The following is a 15,351-nucleotide window of genomic DNA, read 5'->3' as shown; positions in this document are numbered from 1 at the left end:
ACCGGAATGTGCAGAATGTGATCGATCAAAAGAAAGGTTCAGGCAGAAGTAGGGCCGCTTAAGTCCACATGGGCTAATCGCGACAGGGCAATATCAACCGCCCGGCCATCAAACAGTTTGATTTTCCGTTGTGCCCAACGTTCACCGGCAGGCCATTGGCCCATGGCCTTGAGGATGGCATCCCGTTCAGGGGCAATGCCTTCTTTAAACACCAGCCAGTCCACTGTAGATAGCAGCTCCATACCAAAAGGCGATTCAAACCCATCAATCAGTTCAGCGGTTTTTTCCAATGCCGGAAGGAATGCTTTGGCTTCAGAGTGCAAGTAGGTTTCAACAGTTTTGCGCCGCTGGTCATTAAAGGCAATCACATCAAGGGGGCTGCTATCGGCAATACGTTTATCGCTTTGCAGATAACTACCATCCAGACCGTTCAGCAGGTGCCTTAATTCATCCGTGTAAGGGCCGTAGTTGTTGGCCTGAAATTGAAAGCGAAGCGGGTTTTTCAACTGTTGGGCATTGATGGCCCGGTCAAGAAACCATGCCAGCTTCTGGATTTCCAGCAAGCTGCATTCCATGCCCAGCACCCAATAACGGCGTACCAGCTCTGCAATCATCGCCCGTGGCGGGGTCAGTTTTTCAATACCCTGACGTTTGGCCACATTCTGATAACGGGTAGTGGGTTCATAAATAATAATATTAACATCGGTTAAATCGGCCAGTGCCCGTTCAATTTCCACTTTCACATCGGGCCAGTTCAGGCCGCCATTGCCTGCGCCCAATGGAGGGATAGCGATAGAGCGAACGCTCTGTTCAACAATAAAACGCTTGAGATCCTGCAGGCCGTCCACAATCCACTCCATCTTGGAGGGTGAACGCCAGTGCTGCTTGGTGGGGAAGTTAACAATCCAGCGCGGTCCCATCAGCTCGCCAGTTTCGGTGATAAACATCTTACCGGTCTGCACCTGTTTGGCTTTACAGGCTTGTTGATAATCTGCCAGATTGCGCTTAAACCGGTCACTGAACATCAAAGCGATACCTTTACCCATCACACCCACAGTATTGACGGTATTGACCAGCGCCTCTGCATCAGAATCCAGTAAATTGCCTTGTGTATAGTGAATCATTAGAAATACCACCCTGGTAAGCAATGCACTTCAATAGGCAAACCTCGCTGTAAGATTAGAGCCTCAATCTGTAATTTTAGTTCATTGGTATAACAGACTATACCGAACAGGCTGGACAATGGAACCTGCTGGTAGACCAAGGCTTCAGCCTGATACCGTTCAATCTGCGCGGGATCATCCGGGTTGCGCTGGAAGTTCCGGGTCTGTAGCAATGGCCAGTCTATTTCGGTGAGCTGGTCAATCCGATTGTAATAGTGCGTTGTGGGCGGATAGGCATGCCGGTCTGTAAACACGAATGCTAACCCATGCTGGTGGATACGGTGGACGGAAGAGACAAGAATGACGATCTCCTCATTGCTCCGCTGCCGAACACCGCCCCGGCCCGTGTGGATGTTGTACATCATGGGTGAGAATGGCGTGAAATAAAACGGCACGTAATCATTCAAGGTGCCGCCGGGAGGTATCGGCACCTCCCTCAAACTGCGCCGGTCGATCAGCTCTTCATTGCCAATATTGATCCAGTCAGGCGAGCGGGTCTGACTATGGCCCGCATGCAGGCCGTTATCAAGAATCCATGGCAAATTATCCCGGTGCACAATACGCCAGATCAGGGCTTTTTCCGGGTTGAGGTTAGGATAGTGTCTATTCATGAGCCGGTTCAGGCTCCTCGACAGATACAGGGACTTTGCCGGTGAGCAGGTCTTGCATTAATCCATGCTTCTTTTTCTGAAGCTTTTTCAATTCAGCATGATTTTTAGAAATATAATTAGAAACAGCTGTTAGACGTGCGCCTATTTCTGCTTGTTCAGCCGGATTTTGTGGTGTTGGTATTTGAAGTTCTCTTACTCTTCCGATACTCATTTGAGGTAAAGCTTGTCCCACCGTCATATTCTTTGTTTGCTTCTGAATTGATGCACTTCTAAGCATGTTAAACAGAAAGCTGGGGGCAATATTTGTTGGATTAATCACACAGAGAGAATCAAGTAGCGCAAATCTCAAATGATTGGGTAAAAAGCGAGTGGATCCAATAGTTCCCTTTCTAGAGAATGCTATAGAGTCGCCTGAGAATTTGCAGCGCCTTTCCTGCTCTATGACAATTTCTTCGATAACCCTTCTAGGCGTATCAACTTCAACTTGATCATCCTCTATGAATTCCACTGTTGATATAAAGGGGAAACCATCCTCATGATAGATTGGATTTCTATGACTAGGATTTGGATCAATAACACTTGCTAGCTCAATAATGCCTTTTACCTCCCACTCTATTGGAATCCAACCAATAGCCGTTTCTTGATAAAGCTCCGGTGCCTGCTCGTGGGATGGGCGAAGCTGGCCGTTGGGCAATACACCACGGGTAAACAGGTCGTGCATCAGCCCGGCCTTGATCTGCTGGTATTTGGTGATCAGTGCCTCGGTTTTCTCAATCGCTGTGTCGATAGTGGATAGGATGGTGGCGATTTTTTGTTGAGTATGGACCTCAGGTAGAGTACCTGAAGCTTTATATAAATCTTTAACTGATAAGTGCTTGACTGTTGTAGCCGCAGTTAAGTCATTTACTTTTTTGATATATGGCTGCAGCCAGTAATAGATAAAATCCAAAGATAGGCTCGTTGGATCGTTTACCTCAACCTTAAGCACTCGCTGGTTGAGAAGAGCGTCCTCGTTGTTCCATCTTGAAATATTAAAGTCACCATCCATGCCAATCAAAATGTCACCACTTTTAATGACATATTGGGGCAAGAAAGACCCTTTGTAGAAAGTCTCAATTTTTGAGCCAACAATATCTCTTATCCGGATTAGCGGAAACCCATCTTCAGTTGAGAAAAGTTTAGATAAGAAAGGGAAGCCGCTTGTGAGCTTTAGACTTTTCCCTAACTCATTTTTCTGCCAAGTATTATAAGTCAAGATGCAGCTCCCTCTCGGCTAGACTCTTCATACCCAAGCTCCACCAAAAACTGCTGTAACTCTGCCGCAGCCTGATCCCGCTCTGTTTCTATCTGTTTAGCCGTGGTCGCATACTTTTGCCACAGATTTTCAACTGCAGTAGTACAGGCTCGCAAATCTGCCCGAAGGTATGCTGTATAAATTTTAAATAACAACTCACCCAATCGTCGGGTAATCTCTACGCGGGCCTCGTCGTTACTGATTTTTTCCCGAGCTTCATCTACCAGCGTCTGCTTCTGGTTTTCAGTGGACCGAATGGTGGCTTTCAGTTCACGAACCTCATCTTCCAGTGCTTTATGGTGGGTCAGCTGCTTTTCAATACGGGTGGCCTGTTGGCTATAGGCAGTTCCGCTATTTATTGCATTGGAAATAATGCCAACAAAATCAGAGAAGTGACCAACGCTGCCCGCTAACCCAAGGATACGCTCACCATTTTCAAAAACAGGATCTTTCTGTGAGAAACCGTCAGAAATAAAGTAGCTTTTTGGCTCATCATTCGGGCCTTTGTTGCCAACATGACCAGCTACTTTTAGCTCGGTAAACAGGTCTTTCGCGGTATCTTTCAGCGTTTTCAGTTCCGCTTTCCAAGCTGCGTTTGCCACTTTAAGGTCTGCCTTCAGGGTTTTCACCTGATCGGCTGGCAGCACGCCGGTGTCTTCATTGTCTTCAAAATCTTCTTCACTAGCCGCAGCAAAGAGGGCCTGCAGCTCTGCCAGACGTGAACGCTGTTGCTCCAGTTCTTCCAGCACTTCAGGAAACTGGCTTTGCAGAATATCGTCGTCCGGAATCAGTTCCGGCCCCCAGCCACTGGCGGCAATGGATTTGAAATCGGATTTCAGCAGGTTGTAATAGTTGGCAAACGCTCCCCGCACCTGATAGCTCGATAGCAGGTTCTGTTCGGTAAACGTCTTTTCAATGCTGTTCAGCAAATTGCTGCGCATCTCGTACACATTGCGGGGCTTGCCTTCTTTATTCGCCGCATCGGGTGCCAGTGCTTCGACAATGGGCAGGTGCTCATGCCACCAAGTATGCAGGGTGTCCATGAACTGGCTTTGACGATCCATAACGCCCTGATGATGGCTGATATGGTCAGCAATGGCGCGTTTGCCTTCAATTACCGGGCTGAAGTCTTCATAGATGCCTTCCTGCCGTGGAATAAAGGTGTCCTCCCGCAGGCCTTTGTAGTTTTGCCAGAAGTGGTCAAGGTTGTTAATTTCCACAGAGGGCACACCGCCATGAAGATGAGCGCGAACGTCGTGAGGTTCGGCAGGCGGGGCATTATCCACATAACGGCGGATATTGCAGTTGTAATCTTCGGCGGCGATCTCTTCGATGGGAACTTTACGACAATAAGCCGGTATATCTTTACCGCCACGGTAGGCATGGATCACTTTATCAATATCTTCCGGGCGCAGATGGTTCTGTGCTTTGCCTTCCCGGTATTCCCGGTCGGCATTAATAAAGAGCACGTGCTTACGGTCTGCAGCCCCTTCTTTGTTGAGTACCAGTATGCAGGCGGGAATGCCGGTGCCATAAAACAGGTTGGAAGGCAGGCCAATGACCGCTTCCAGCACACCGCGCTCAATAAAATGTTGGCGGCACTCTTTCTCTTCGCCTCCCCGGAACAGCACACCATGGGGCATTACCGTGGCCGCTTTACCATTCGGCTTTAATACCGACAGCATGTGTTGCACAAACATCAGGTCGGCCTTTTTGCCTTTTTGTGGCATCCAGACACTGAAACGCCCCTGATGTTTCATGTTGTCATTACGAGAATAGTTTTGGCTGAACGGCGGATTGGCCAGCACCCGGTCAAAGCGTACCAGCTCACCGTCTCTTTCGTGTTTGGGCTCAATCAGGGTATCGGCGTTATAGATATTGGCGAAGGAGATACCGTGGAGCAGCATGTTCATTTTGCAGATAGACCAGGTGGTACCCATTTTCTCCTGACCATTCAGGGAGAGATTGTCCGGATTGCCACCACATTCCTGCACATAGTCCCGAGCCTGAATCAACATACCACCAGAGCCGATGGTCGGATCGTAAACGCTCATATTCTCTTGGGGGTTGCAGACTTCGACACAAATCCGGACCACTTCGGCGGGGGTATAAAACTCACCGGCTTTTTTACCGGCGGAGTCCGCAAAGTATTTAATCAGGTATTCGTAAGCGGCACCCAACAAGTCAGGAAATTCAAAGTTATCATCACCCAAGGGTATCTTTTCAAAATTCTGGATAAAGTCAGCCAGAGTGTCGTCACTCAGGGTTTGCTGGCCGATTTTACGGTTGAAGTTGATATGCCCGCCTTTCAATACGTCCTGCAATGCATCGGGGTTATCGTCTTCCAACTCTTCCAGCGCTTTGTTCAGGGCAGAGCCTACGTTGGTTTTCAGGTGCTGAATGTTTTTCCAGCGAGCGCGCTCGGGCACATAGAAGTATTTGCCGGGGTAGTTATCCGGGTCATCCAGTTCGGTTTCGATATCTTCATCGCTGAGCCCGTCTTTACGAAACTGCTGGCGCAGTTCTTCCCGGCGCTGGTCAAACAGGTCGCTGGCCCGTTTCAGAAACAGCATGCCAAAGATGTATTCCTTGTATTCGCTGGCATCCATATTGCCGCGCAAATCATCACAGGCCGTCAGGAGCAGACTCTCGAGCCGTGACAGGGTCAGCTTGGTGGTCATTCGGTTTTCCTTGAAATCAGGCACGCTACTGCGCGGAGGTGGGTCGCTATCTTTTATTGATAGCGAGCAGGAAAAAGGAGCCTCGGCAGCTTAAGTGTAGAATTTTTACTGACAGGTAGATTACCGAAAATGGTTGAGCTTGTATCGCTTCAGGGCGGGTTTAAGCAGATTTTTATTGCAGAGTGCGTGTTACCGTTATTGGAGAGATAACAACCGAAAAAACCGAAAATAAAGATAATTCGGTTTTTTCGGGTGCTTTTACGGAATGAAGTTTTTCTGTGCTGGTGGGCGCTATGGTTCATCCAGCGCAAGGGGGTTGATGTAATACTGTATTTTGGGCTTTGAGTTTGTCGTCACAACATCTTTATGCAGGTAGCCTTTCTCACACAGTGTGTTCAGGGCTGTATTTCTTGCAGGCGCTGTTGTCAGATGTTTCCAGTCTCTATTACTGAAATCGGCTGTGGTGAATGGGTTGGGTAGCTGGTTAAGGCGGCTCAATAGCGTGCGAGCCCCCGCATAACAATCACTGGCCATAGCGTAGATACGTCTGGCATGAGCCTCCAGATAGTCGCACCATGCCCAGGCTTTGTTTGCTGAATAGGCATCAATGGGCTTACCAATACCATGATCTGCAATGGATAGGATGCAGGCAAGGGTAGGCATCAACGATGCGTATTTACTGAGATGGTTTTCCATGCTTGGTATCGGAAGTCCTGCCTGTATTCTAGCCATCAGCTGGTTATGCCAAGCTATGAAGACTTTTTGCCCATTCTTATCAAACCTTACGACCATTGGTCTTCCCAGCTCATAAGGAATGGCATCAAAGGCATTAAATACATCGTATGCTTTGTCGCGGGCTGTTTCATCCACAGCTTGATCTGTGTACTTAGGGGTTTGCCCATCTGGCATTACCATCAATTGAAAGCGCTCAATCAAGCCGTCATCCTCAACGCCGTGATTTCTTTTTTCCAGATAGGTCTTGAATTTTCCGGGCTGAATACCGCCTATTATCGAAAGCGTCAGGTTCTCAATATGAACAGTCCCCCTGCCGATTCGATCAAAAGTATAAGAGCCTGCTCCATCCCACGATTCCAGATAGAACGGTCTTTCGCCAGCTCTATCTTTTTTGCTGATTTGCTCAAGAAAGCCTGTGAGCTCATCCCGGTAATGCAGTGTTCCGGATGGGTTCTGAGAGAGTATTTCGCCGAGCTTTTCTACGCTGGAGTCATTTACAAGATAACGTTTTAATATGGGTGGTTCTGAGGCATTGTATTCTGCCTCACGTAGCATTTCTTTCGCCCTTGAATTGTTGTTTTTCAGTTCTTTTAATACCTCACTGTGGAATTGTTTCTCCTGAAGTTTTTCTAGCTTTAAATCGGCTTGATGATCCTTCATCTCATCTTGATAGCGCTCAAAACATTTCTTTTCAAAGTTCTTTATGGGCTTTAAGGTATCAGTAATGCATGGTGTCTTTTTCATAGAGGGTTTGCCAATGATGGCACCCCACAAATTGGGGATCACGGACCATTCATCATATTGCTTTGGGTGAATAACAACCTTACTACCCAATAAAGAACTGAGCGCTACCATGGCTGATACAGCAGGAAAGTCTACAGGAGCGCCGTCTTTTCGAATGGCAATGTCTCGAATCCATTTCTCCATTGAATCAGGTAAAATATTTGATGGAAATTCAGGTACCGGTAATAGCCCTTTTTCAATAGGCTCTGGTTTCTCCCATTGAATTTCGGGGCTGCTATATGCTGGGTTTAATTGCCCAGCAATATCATTATTAATAGACATAATATTCACGGACTTGTTGTTGTATTTGTTAAAAGCGTCAGTGGTACATTTTTTTGTTAATGCGTGCTAAATCATTAAAGTCAGTGCCCTTGGAATCGGGTGGGAATGTTGGGCAGAATAGAGTAGCTCCGGAAGCTTTGGCAGCCAATTTACCTTGTGTGAGTCCGGGATTACCTTTTGTAAAACGGTCATTATCCGCAGCTATAAACAGCACAATCGTTGGATAAAGCCTGCGCATAGTAATGGCCACTGACTTCATATTATGACAGGAGAACGCTATGCAGACGGGAAGACCTGTTATTCGGTGTATAGTGGCGGCTGTAGCATAACCTTCAGCAATATAAAGTTTGGTTACTGGTTTGCCTATCAGGTAAAAGCAACCTGCTGTCTTTCCACCCGGAAAAAAACGCTTGTGGAAATGCATTCCTTGATCGTTATGGCTGGATGAAATGTGTTGTAATGATGTCAGTTGATAGTGTTCATCATGAACAGGTATTAATAAGTCTCCTGCTATCTGCCTTAAGCCGTATGACAATACCCCTTTATTATTCAGATAAGCATGGCTGGATGCCGTTGCTGCTGAGTTCCAAAGGTGAAGACATTTCAAAGCCGCTTGCTGTTGCGTCTGGAGCTCTCTCTTTTTCAGATGGTTGCGCAGTACCGCCATTGCTCGCTGATTATTTTCTATTGTTTCTCTGCTTGCGGTCTTCTCATGCTGCTGTGACCACTGATACCAAGGTGGCCCCTGCCGATGACAGCCAAATGTTCCAAATGGATAAGGGTGGGTGTGGAGTACATACCATCCAGACTTCTTCCCTTTTTTATCTGTTGGCGTGGCAAACCTGTGAACCTGCCCATCATCAATGGGTAAAGAGGGAAGGTGAAAACCTTCCTCCGACATCTTTTCAGCAAATGCCTGACAGTGCCCGGCAGCGTTAATAATTTTCGTAACTATTCAGCACCCTTCATATAAATCTGGAATTTTCTGATTTTTCGACCATCATCTTATACTCAATTTTTCTAACAAATCTCCAGTATGGAACCAGACTTCCCAGCTACTCCGTTTACCGAAGCTCTCCTTAAAGAGAATGAAGAGCTTCGGACCGAGAATGCGCTTTTACGGGAACGTTGCAGCGAACTGGAAGAAAGGGTTAATAAAAACAGTCAAAACAGTAGTAAGCCACCATCGTCAGATGGTTATCAAAAGCCCAGTAAAAAAGGGAGTGATAAAGGTGATACATCTTCCAAAGAAGCCCCCTGCTCCTCACAGGAAACACCGAACCCCAAAAGCCTTAGACCATCTTCAGGCAATAAACCAGGTGGCCAGAAAGGTCATCAAGGCTCTTGTTTGAGACGTGTCGCCTTACCCGATTATGTCAGGCATCTGAAGGTTGAAAAATGTTGCTGTTGCCAGTCTTCGCTTATCGATATTAAACCCACCAAATACATTGAGCGACAGGTTTTTGATCCAGGTAGACCCGGAGAATTTGAAGTTACCGCGTACTGGGCAGACGTTAAAGTATGTCCTTGTGGTAAACGGAACACCGCTGAGTTTCCCCAAGGAGTGAAAGCCGCTGCTCAATACGGAGAAGTGACTCAGGCAATGGCTGTTCATTTAAACCAGTATCACTTCATCCCATATCACCGGGTGTCTGAGTATTTCAATACTATTTATTGCATGAGTGTCAGCGCAGGCTCTGTTGCCAATTTTGTTGCCTATACCCATGAGAACCTGGCCTCTACTGAGCAGAGTATCCGCGATGCTTTACAAGAAAGTCCGGTTGCAGGAGCGGATGAAACTGGCATGCGGGTTGACGGTTCACTGTGGTGGTTACACATTATGCGAGATGACCAATGGACGCTTTACTACCTCTCAGAAAGGCGAGGTTGTGAAGCAATGGATGCAATGGGCATCCTGCTGACTTTTGCAGGCATTCTGGTTCACGATCATTGGAAGTCCTACTTTGCCTATGCGGCAGTGCATGTGCTTTGTAATGCCCATCATCTGAGAGAGCTTCAGGGAGTTGTCGATAGGGATGCGAATAAGCTGGCTCTGCGGCTGATGAAATTGCTTACGCTCTCCTGGCACTTCTGCAAGAAATACAAAGCAGCCGGTCTGACTCAAATGCCTGGTGCAATACAGCTTCGCATTGAGACGATATACGACCAAATCCTTCAAAGGGCTCTCACGAAGGAAACCGCTTATATGGAAAAACAACGACAGGTGCTTGGACGTAAGAAGGTCAGGAATACCAAGGCCTACAACCTGTTCAAAAGGCTTATTGAGTTTAAGGTTGAAACGTTGCGCTTCATGTCGGACTTTTCAATTCCCTTCGATAACAATGGCAGTGAACGTGATGCCAGGATGGCCAAACTTAAGCAGAAGATCTCAGGCTGCTTCAGAAGCGAAGACGGAGGTACCATGTTTACCCGAATCCGAAGCTATTTATCATCTGCTAAAAAGCAGGGGTTGAACATATTTCAGGCGCTTCTTAAAGCGGTTCGAAATTACAACAATACGCCTTTGCTGGGTGCTGAATAGTTACAGTAATTTTATGTTTTATCGCATCCCCAGGTAGAATCGGAGAACGGGTAGTGGATTGAAAGACAACATCCATACCTTTTGCTTCCATGTTTTCTGCAATCAGGAAAGGAAGAAATAAGTGTTCACCCGTACCAACTACAACCCAGTTTCCATCATCACTTGGTAATGGGAGAGTATGCTGATAAGGCAGTCGTATACCTCGCCGCCCAAGGTCGTCACGGGAAGGATCTTTGCAAATACCCTTGTCGATGTTTGCAGGCAGGGTTGGGGTAAATAAAGGATCAGGTTTGTATAAAAACTCCCCTTCAATCAAATTAACAAACCGGACAGGAACCGTTAAAGAATCAAATAGCTGTTGTAACTATTCAGCACCCTTCATATAAATCTGGAATTTTCTGATTTTTCGACCATCATCTTATACTCAATTTTTCTAACAAATCTCCAGTATGGAACCAGACTTCCCAGCTACTCCGTTTACCGAAGCTCTCCTTAAAGAGAATGAAGAGCTTCGGACCGAGAATGCGCTTTTACGGGAACGTTGCAGCGAACTGGAAGAAAGGGTTAATAAAAACAGTCAAAACAGTAGTAAGCCACCATCGTCAGATGGTTATCAAAAGCCCAGTAAAAAAGGGAGTGATAAAGGTGATACATCTTCCAAAGAAGCCCCCTGCTCCTCACAGGAAACACCGAACCCCAAAAGCCTTAGACCATCTTCAGGCAATAAACCAGGTGGCCAGAAAGGTCATCAAGGCTCTTGTTTGAGACGTGTCGCCTTACCCGATTATGTCAGGCATCTGAAGGTTGAAAAATGTTGCTGTTGCCAGTCTTCGCTTATCGATATTAAACCCACCAAATACATTGAGCGACAGGTTTTTGATCCAGGTAGACCCGGAGAATTTGAAGTTACCGCGTACTGGGCAGACGTTAAAGTATGTCCTTGTGGTAAACGGAACACCGCTGAGTTTCCCCAAGGAGTGAAAGCCGCTGCTCAATACGGAGAAGTGACTCAGGCAATGGCTGTTCATTTAAACCAGTATCACTTCATCCCATATCACCGGGTGTCTGAGTATTTCAATACTATTTATTGCATGAGTGTCAGCGCAGGCTCTGTTGCCAATTTTGTTGCCTATACCCATGAGAACCTGGCCTCTACTGAGCAGAGTATCCGCGATGCTTTACAAGAAAGTCCGGTTGCAGGAGCGGATGAAACTGGCATGCGGGTTGACGGTTCACTGTGGTGGTTACACATTATGCGAGATGACCAATGGACGCTTTACTACCTCTCAGAAAGGCGAGGTTGTGAAGCAATGGATGCAATGGGCATCCTGCTGACTTTTGCAGGCATTCTGGTTCACGATCATTGGAAGTCCTACTTTGCCTATGCGGCAGTGCATGTGCTTTGTAATGCCCATCATCTGAGAGAGCTTCAGGGAGTTGTCGATAGGGATGCGAATAAGCTGGCTCTGCGGCTGATGAAATTGCTTACGCTCTCCTGGCACTTCTGCAAGAAATACAAAGCAGCCGGTCTGACTCAAATGCCTGGTGCAATACAGCTTCGCATTGAGACGATATACGACCAAATCCTTCAAAGGGCTCTCACGAAGGAAACCGCTTATATGGAAAAACAACGACAGGTGCTTGGACGTAAGAAGGTCAGGAATACCAAGGCCTACAACCTGTTCAAAAGGCTTATTGAGTTTAAGGTTGAAACGTTGCGCTTCATGTCGGACTTTTCAATTCCCTTCGATAACAATGGCAGTGAACGTGATGCCAGGATGGCCAAACTTAAGCAGAAGATCTCAGGCTGCTTCAGAAGCGAAGACGGAGGTACCATGTTTACCCGAATCCGAAGCTATTTATCATCTGCTAAAAAGCAGGGGTTGAACATATTTCAGGCGCTTCTTAAAGCGGTTCGAAATTACAACAATACGCCTTTGCTGGGTGCTGAATAGTTACTAGCTGTTTTTTATCAGTATCCAGCCAACTAACGATTGAGACAATGATGATCTCATCTATGTGTCTTAGTTCTGGTAATAATTTTTTTGCCAACAGATGAAGGGTGCGACCGGTTGATATTTCGTCATCTACCAGAATAAGGCGTTTTGCAGAATTAATATCTTTCCGGAGCTCGTCAGTGGGCTCATAGAGTATGTGGTCAACAGCATGGCTGTGTGACTCATCAATGGTTAACCAGATATCACTATTGAGTTCGTGTCGAGTCGTGTGTTGGTATACAACCGTTTCCTGAGCATCCAAACAAGAGAGGCTATCAGCGACACCAGCGCCAAGCCCGGTAGCCGTTTCAGCCATACCCACAACGTAGGTAGAAGGTCCGGAACCACAGAGTTCTGATAATTCCTGGTATACGGATCTCATCACTGATGGCTTGACGGGGATGTGTTTGCCAAGAACTTTGCTAACAAACAGGTAGCCTCTTTTTTGATTCTCCCTGCTGGCAAAATCAAGCAGAGTCTTCAAGCGATCTTCGCCCTTGCTGAACCCAAGGGTTAAGGTGCCCGCAGAAATATTTACTTCCATATGTACCTTTATGAGGATGCAGTGCGTATCAGGTTTAGCGCCATAATCAAACACGGAGAAGGGAGTAGGGGAATGTGCAAAGCGTAAGAGAAACATCAACTAATGTTGCAAACCCAACGCCTAGTCCAACAACACAGGCTATTGCTTACAGAATTCACATATAGGAAACCAGTCTGAGCTATTGAAAAGGCAACACTAAATGCATGACTATGACTTAGTTTTTGGGGCAGGCCAATAAGATCAATATCTACAACTAATGAAAAAAGGCACCATTTATTGAGGTGCCTTTTCTATATGCGAAAAGTTAAAAGGTTAAACTCTCTAGTTGGCGAGAGGATTAACCAATGTTAACTCCATAATTCTTCGCCATTGCGCTCAAACCACCCTCATAGCCTTGGCCTACCGCACGGAACTTCCATTCAGCGTTATTACGGTACAGTTCACCGAAGATCATAGCGGTTTCAATGCTATAGTCTTCAGACAGGTCGTAACGACACACTTCCTGATTGTTGGCTTCGTTTACAACACGGATAAATGCATTGGAAACCTGACCGAAGTTAAGACCATTTGCTTCAGCATCATGAATAGTAACAGTTACAGCAATTTTATCGATTTCTGCAGGAACAATGGATAAATCAACTCTAACGGATTCATCATCACCTTCACCGGCACCAGTTCTGTTATCTCCAGTATGCTCTACTGAACCACACTGAGACTTCAGTTGATTGTAAAAAATGAAATCGTGGTCCCCGCGAACCTTACCATCTGCCTTCACTAGGAACACGCTGGCATCAAGGTCAAACTCTTTACCATCTGTTGACCGCTCGTCCCAACCAAGACCAATCAAGACATTTTTAATACCAGGAGCTTCTTTTTCGAGGGAAATGTTTCCGCCTTTGGAAAGTGATACAGCCATGATAATACATCCTTCATAAGTATTTTCGCACCAACAAGTCAGCGCAGTGGGAAGTTTGCAGGTGGCGAACCTATATCAGGCAATCACCACATACCCCGCAAAACAGGTAAAATATTGGTATCAGGAACCTAAACCATAAGTCCCAAGAAATGCAGATAGGCCACCCGCAAATCCTTCACCTTTGGCGGCAAAACGCCATGAACCATCTTTTTTGTAGAGTTCACCAAAAATCAATGACGTCTCTGCGCTGTAATCTTCAGTCAGGTCATAGCGGGCAATTTCTTCACCAGTGTCCTTGTTTACCACTCGAACAAAGGCATTATCAATCAGGCCAAAATTCTGATTCCTTTCATCAGCCTCATGTATAGTGACAGCAATCAGCATTTTTGCTACAGATTCAGGTACTTTCGATAGCTCAACAGTGAGCACTTCATCGTCGCCTTCACCAGCGCCAGTTCTATTATCACCCAAGTGCTTAACTGAGCCGCAGGCACTGGTCGAGGTATTATAAAATACAAAACCACCTTCACCGATAGCCTTGTCATCCTGATCAAGCATCAGCACGGAAGCATCCAAGTCAAAGTCGCTTCCATCTGTCTTTCTAAGATCCCAGCCAAGGCCCAGATGAATATTCGACAAACCCGGAGCTTCTTTCTCCAGGTTAATTCGCCCACCTTTTTGCAAGTTGATAGCCATACTAATCTCTTTCGTAAGTACTGATCTTACCATTCGTCACTACATAGCTTTCTTTTGCCATGGACAGCATTTCTCTGTCATGGGGAAGATTGCCATAGGCAATAACGGTATCAAAATGAAGCCCATGATTGGTTAACAACTCATGCACCTCATAAACTTTCCTCCCTCTGGAACATTCGACTTCAGAGAGATTAAACGAAACACATGGGGAAGAAAGTCGTGTACCTATAACAAGATTACAGGGAAGATCCAGGGCGCTTATCACTCCCTCAATATAGGGTTGAGGAGAGGCAGTAATCACCCAGATTGTATGACCCTGTTCATAGTGATGTTGCAACATTTTGCATACATCAGAATTCAGCGTAAAAGTTATACCAAAGGCCTTGCCAAAATAGTATTGACGAGAGTCAGTTATCGAATATAAACAGTGGTTATAGACACGATTCTTGACCGCTTGTCTTAAGTCTTTCCAGTTTGCCGGATTAATCAGTACTCTCAACGCTGTTGGCCAAAGGAACCGACGACCAGAAGCCGCATAAAGCAGCTTCCGAATTGAGTTCTCCTTTATGATGGTTTCATCAAAATCAAAGAGAACTAACGTCTTACTCATATAAGTAGATAACTCAGCGAAGGTCAAATTCAGCTGGATCAAGCCCCAGCTCTCGAGCTACTACAGCAGCAACCCGTTTTTCATCCGCATCAAAGTCACCATCAGCAGCACCTATAGCAATGACCATTCTCATAACCAGACGAGCCTGGTCTTCTTTTCCTTTAATCTTGCCAATAGCATCAAGGGCTTTTGCCTCGCCGATGTCTGCGTCCAGCTCCAGAGTTTCAAGATAATCTTTCCAGATTTTCACAACTTCAGACGTATCAAAAACTGATAGTGCTTCGTTGCTCTGGATAAAGCGCATCATTTTGGATTTTTCATTGGCGTCAATATTACCGTCCGCCATGATAACCAGAGCGCTGCCACCAAGGGCGGCATGAAGAAAATCCTTGGACTTATACTTCAAAACATCAGTTTTGAGCTCTGATACTTTTGCCTTTGCCTGATCAAACAAACCTTTGAGCATTGGGTACTTTCTCTTCTTCGAATTTTAGATA

Annotated in this window: 14 protein-coding genes; 2 read left to right on the top strand and 12 right to left on the bottom strand. The window is 46.1% G+C overall.

Translation table 11 applies throughout. From position 1 onward, the window contains the following. Positions 1–38: 38 nt before the first annotated feature. The 6 genes from ACOCLE_RS24185 to ACOCLE_RS24160 all read right to left on the bottom strand — a co-directional run bounded on the left by ACOCLE_RS24185 (position 39) and on the right by ACOCLE_RS24160 (position 8,450). Positions 39–1,124, bottom strand: coding sequence for a macro domain-containing protein (locus ACOCLE_RS24185; RefSeq protein ID WP_419534586.1), 1,086 nt, complete (start codon positions 1,122–1,124; stop codon positions 39–41). Then, positions 1,124–1,774 carry a DUF4433 domain-containing protein gene (locus ACOCLE_RS24180; protein ID WP_419534585.1) on the bottom strand — a complete coding sequence of 217 codons (651 nt, stop codon included), beginning with the start codon at positions 1,772–1,774 and terminating at the stop codon, positions 1,124–1,126. The genes ACOCLE_RS24185 and ACOCLE_RS24180 overlap by 1 nt, the downstream gene beginning before the upstream one ends. Continuing rightward, the gene (locus ACOCLE_RS24175) at positions 1,767–3,029 is read right to left on the bottom strand and encodes a restriction endonuclease subunit S (RefSeq protein ID WP_419534584.1); all 1,263 of its coding nucleotides are present in this window, start codon (positions 3,027–3,029) and stop codon (positions 1,767–1,769) included. The genes ACOCLE_RS24180 and ACOCLE_RS24175 overlap by 8 nt, the downstream gene beginning before the upstream one ends. After that, a complete protein-coding gene (locus ACOCLE_RS24170) occupies positions 3,026–5,749 on the bottom strand; it encodes a type I restriction-modification system subunit M (RefSeq protein ID WP_419534583.1) in 2,724 nt (907 codons plus the stop codon). The genes ACOCLE_RS24175 and ACOCLE_RS24170 overlap by 4 nt, the downstream gene beginning before the upstream one ends. A 291-nt stretch (positions 5,750–6,040) precedes the next feature. After that, positions 6,041–7,549 (bottom strand): YfjI family protein, encoded by a 1,509-nt coding sequence (locus tag ACOCLE_RS24165; protein ID WP_419534582.1) that lies wholly within the window; start codon positions 7,547–7,549, stop codon positions 6,041–6,043. 37 nt (positions 7,550–7,586) lie between these two features. Further along, positions 7,587–8,450, bottom strand: coding sequence for a toprim domain-containing protein (locus tag ACOCLE_RS24160; RefSeq protein ID WP_419534581.1), 864 nt, complete (start codon positions 8,448–8,450; stop codon positions 7,587–7,589). Positions 8,451–8,585: 135 nt separating this feature from the next. Here ACOCLE_RS24160 and tnpC (ACOCLE_RS24155) point away from each other — a divergent pair, with 135 nt between their 5' ends. Beyond that, positions 8,586–10,091, top strand: coding sequence for an IS66 family transposase (gene tnpC / locus ACOCLE_RS24155; RefSeq protein ID WP_419532963.1), 1,506 nt, complete (start codon positions 8,586–8,588; stop codon positions 10,089–10,091). On the opposite strand, the gene ACOCLE_RS24150 is transcribed toward tnpC (ACOCLE_RS24155), so the two are convergent. Next, positions 10,042–10,407, bottom strand: a complete 366-nt coding sequence (locus ACOCLE_RS24150) for a TRSP domain-containing protein (protein WP_419534580.1) — start codon at positions 10,405–10,407, stop codon at positions 10,042–10,044. The two genes, tnpC (ACOCLE_RS24155) and ACOCLE_RS24150, sit on opposite strands and share 50 nt — an antisense overlap. Positions 10,408–10,540: 133 nt before the next feature. Between ACOCLE_RS24150 and tnpC (ACOCLE_RS24145) the strand changes: the two genes are divergently transcribed. Then, on the top strand, positions 10,541–12,046 hold the full coding sequence (gene tnpC / locus ACOCLE_RS24145) for an IS66 family transposase (protein WP_419532963.1): 1,506 nt from the start codon (positions 10,541–10,543) through the stop codon (positions 12,044–12,046). On the opposite strand, the gene ACOCLE_RS24140 is transcribed toward tnpC (ACOCLE_RS24145), so the two are convergent. From ACOCLE_RS24140 to ACOCLE_RS24120, 5 genes are all read right to left on the bottom strand, one after another. After that, positions 11,997–12,632 (bottom strand): phosphoribosyltransferase domain-containing protein, encoded by a 636-nt coding sequence (locus tag ACOCLE_RS24140; RefSeq protein WP_419534579.1) that lies wholly within the window; start codon positions 12,630–12,632, stop codon positions 11,997–11,999. The genes tnpC (ACOCLE_RS24145) and ACOCLE_RS24140 overlap by 50 nt on opposite strands. A 337-nt stretch (positions 12,633–12,969) precedes the next feature. Further along, positions 12,970–13,548, bottom strand: coding sequence for a TerD family protein (locus tag ACOCLE_RS24135; RefSeq protein ID WP_419534578.1), 579 nt, complete (start codon positions 13,546–13,548; stop codon positions 12,970–12,972). A 120-nt stretch (positions 13,549–13,668) separates the two neighbouring features. Then, on the bottom strand, positions 13,669–14,244 hold the full coding sequence (locus ACOCLE_RS24130) for a TerD family protein (RefSeq protein WP_419534577.1): 576 nt from the start codon (positions 14,242–14,244) through the stop codon (positions 13,669–13,671). Position 14,245: 1 nt separating this feature from the next. Continuing rightward, positions 14,246–14,854, bottom strand: coding sequence for an HAD family hydrolase (locus ACOCLE_RS24125; protein WP_419534576.1), 609 nt, complete (start codon positions 14,852–14,854; stop codon positions 14,246–14,248). Between the two features lie 13 nt (positions 14,855–14,867). Next, on the bottom strand, positions 14,868–15,320 hold the full coding sequence (locus tag ACOCLE_RS24120) for a tellurite resistance TerB family protein (RefSeq protein WP_419534575.1): 453 nt from the start codon (positions 15,318–15,320) through the stop codon (positions 14,868–14,870). Between the last annotated feature and the right edge of the window lie 31 nt (positions 15,321–15,351).

The sequence above is a fragment of the Endozoicomonas sp. genome (genome assembly GCF_965196975.1).
Taxonomy (GTDB): Bacteria; Pseudomonadota; Gammaproteobacteria; order Pseudomonadales; family Endozoicomonadaceae; genus Endozoicomonas.
Note: the sequence above shows the minus strand (reverse complement) of the source record. Positions and strands in the feature narration are given on the sequence as shown.

What these genes read in the sequence shown, in the direction of transcription:
- ACOCLE_RS24185 (WP_419534586.1), bottom strand. Translation starts at nt 1,124, where the DNA reads ATGATTCACTATACACAAGGCAATTTACTGGATTCTGATGCAGAGGCG.
- ACOCLE_RS24130 (WP_419534577.1), bottom strand. Translation starts at nt 14,244, where the DNA reads ATGGCTATCAACTTGCAAAAAGGTGGGCGAATTAACCTGGAGAAAGAA.
- ACOCLE_RS24180 (WP_419534585.1), bottom strand. Translation starts at nt 1,774, where the DNA reads ATGAATAGACACTATCCTAACCTCAACCCGGAAAAAGCCCTGATCTGG.
- ACOCLE_RS24165 (WP_419534582.1), bottom strand. Translation starts at nt 7,549, where the DNA reads ATGTCTATTAATAATGATATTGCTGGGCAATTAAACCCAGCATATAGC.
- ACOCLE_RS24170 (WP_419534583.1), bottom strand. Translation starts at nt 5,749, where the DNA reads ATGACCACCAAGCTGACCCTGTCACGGCTCGAGAGTCTGCTCCTGACG.
- tnpC (WP_419532963.1), top strand. Translation starts at nt 10,541, where the DNA reads ATGGAACCAGACTTCCCAGCTACTCCGTTTACCGAAGCTCTCCTTAAA.
- ACOCLE_RS24140 (WP_419534579.1), bottom strand. Translation starts at nt 12,632, where the DNA reads ATGGAAGTAAATATTTCTGCGGGCACCTTAACCCTTGGGTTCAGCAAG.
- ACOCLE_RS24160 (WP_419534581.1), bottom strand. Translation starts at nt 8,450, where the DNA reads ATGTCGGAGGAAGGTTTTCACCTTCCCTCTTTACCCATTGATGATGGG.
- tnpC (WP_419532963.1), top strand. Translation starts at nt 8,586, where the DNA reads ATGGAACCAGACTTCCCAGCTACTCCGTTTACCGAAGCTCTCCTTAAA.
- ACOCLE_RS24120 (WP_419534575.1), bottom strand. Translation starts at nt 15,320, where the DNA reads ATGCTCAAAGGTTTGTTTGATCAGGCAAAGGCAAAAGTATCAGAGCTC.
- ACOCLE_RS24135 (WP_419534578.1), bottom strand. Translation starts at nt 13,548, where the DNA reads ATGGCTGTATCACTTTCCAAAGGCGGAAACATTTCCCTCGAAAAAGAA.
- ACOCLE_RS24125 (WP_419534576.1), bottom strand. Translation starts at nt 14,854, where the DNA reads ATGAGTAAGACGTTAGTTCTCTTTGATTTTGATGAAACCATCATAAAG.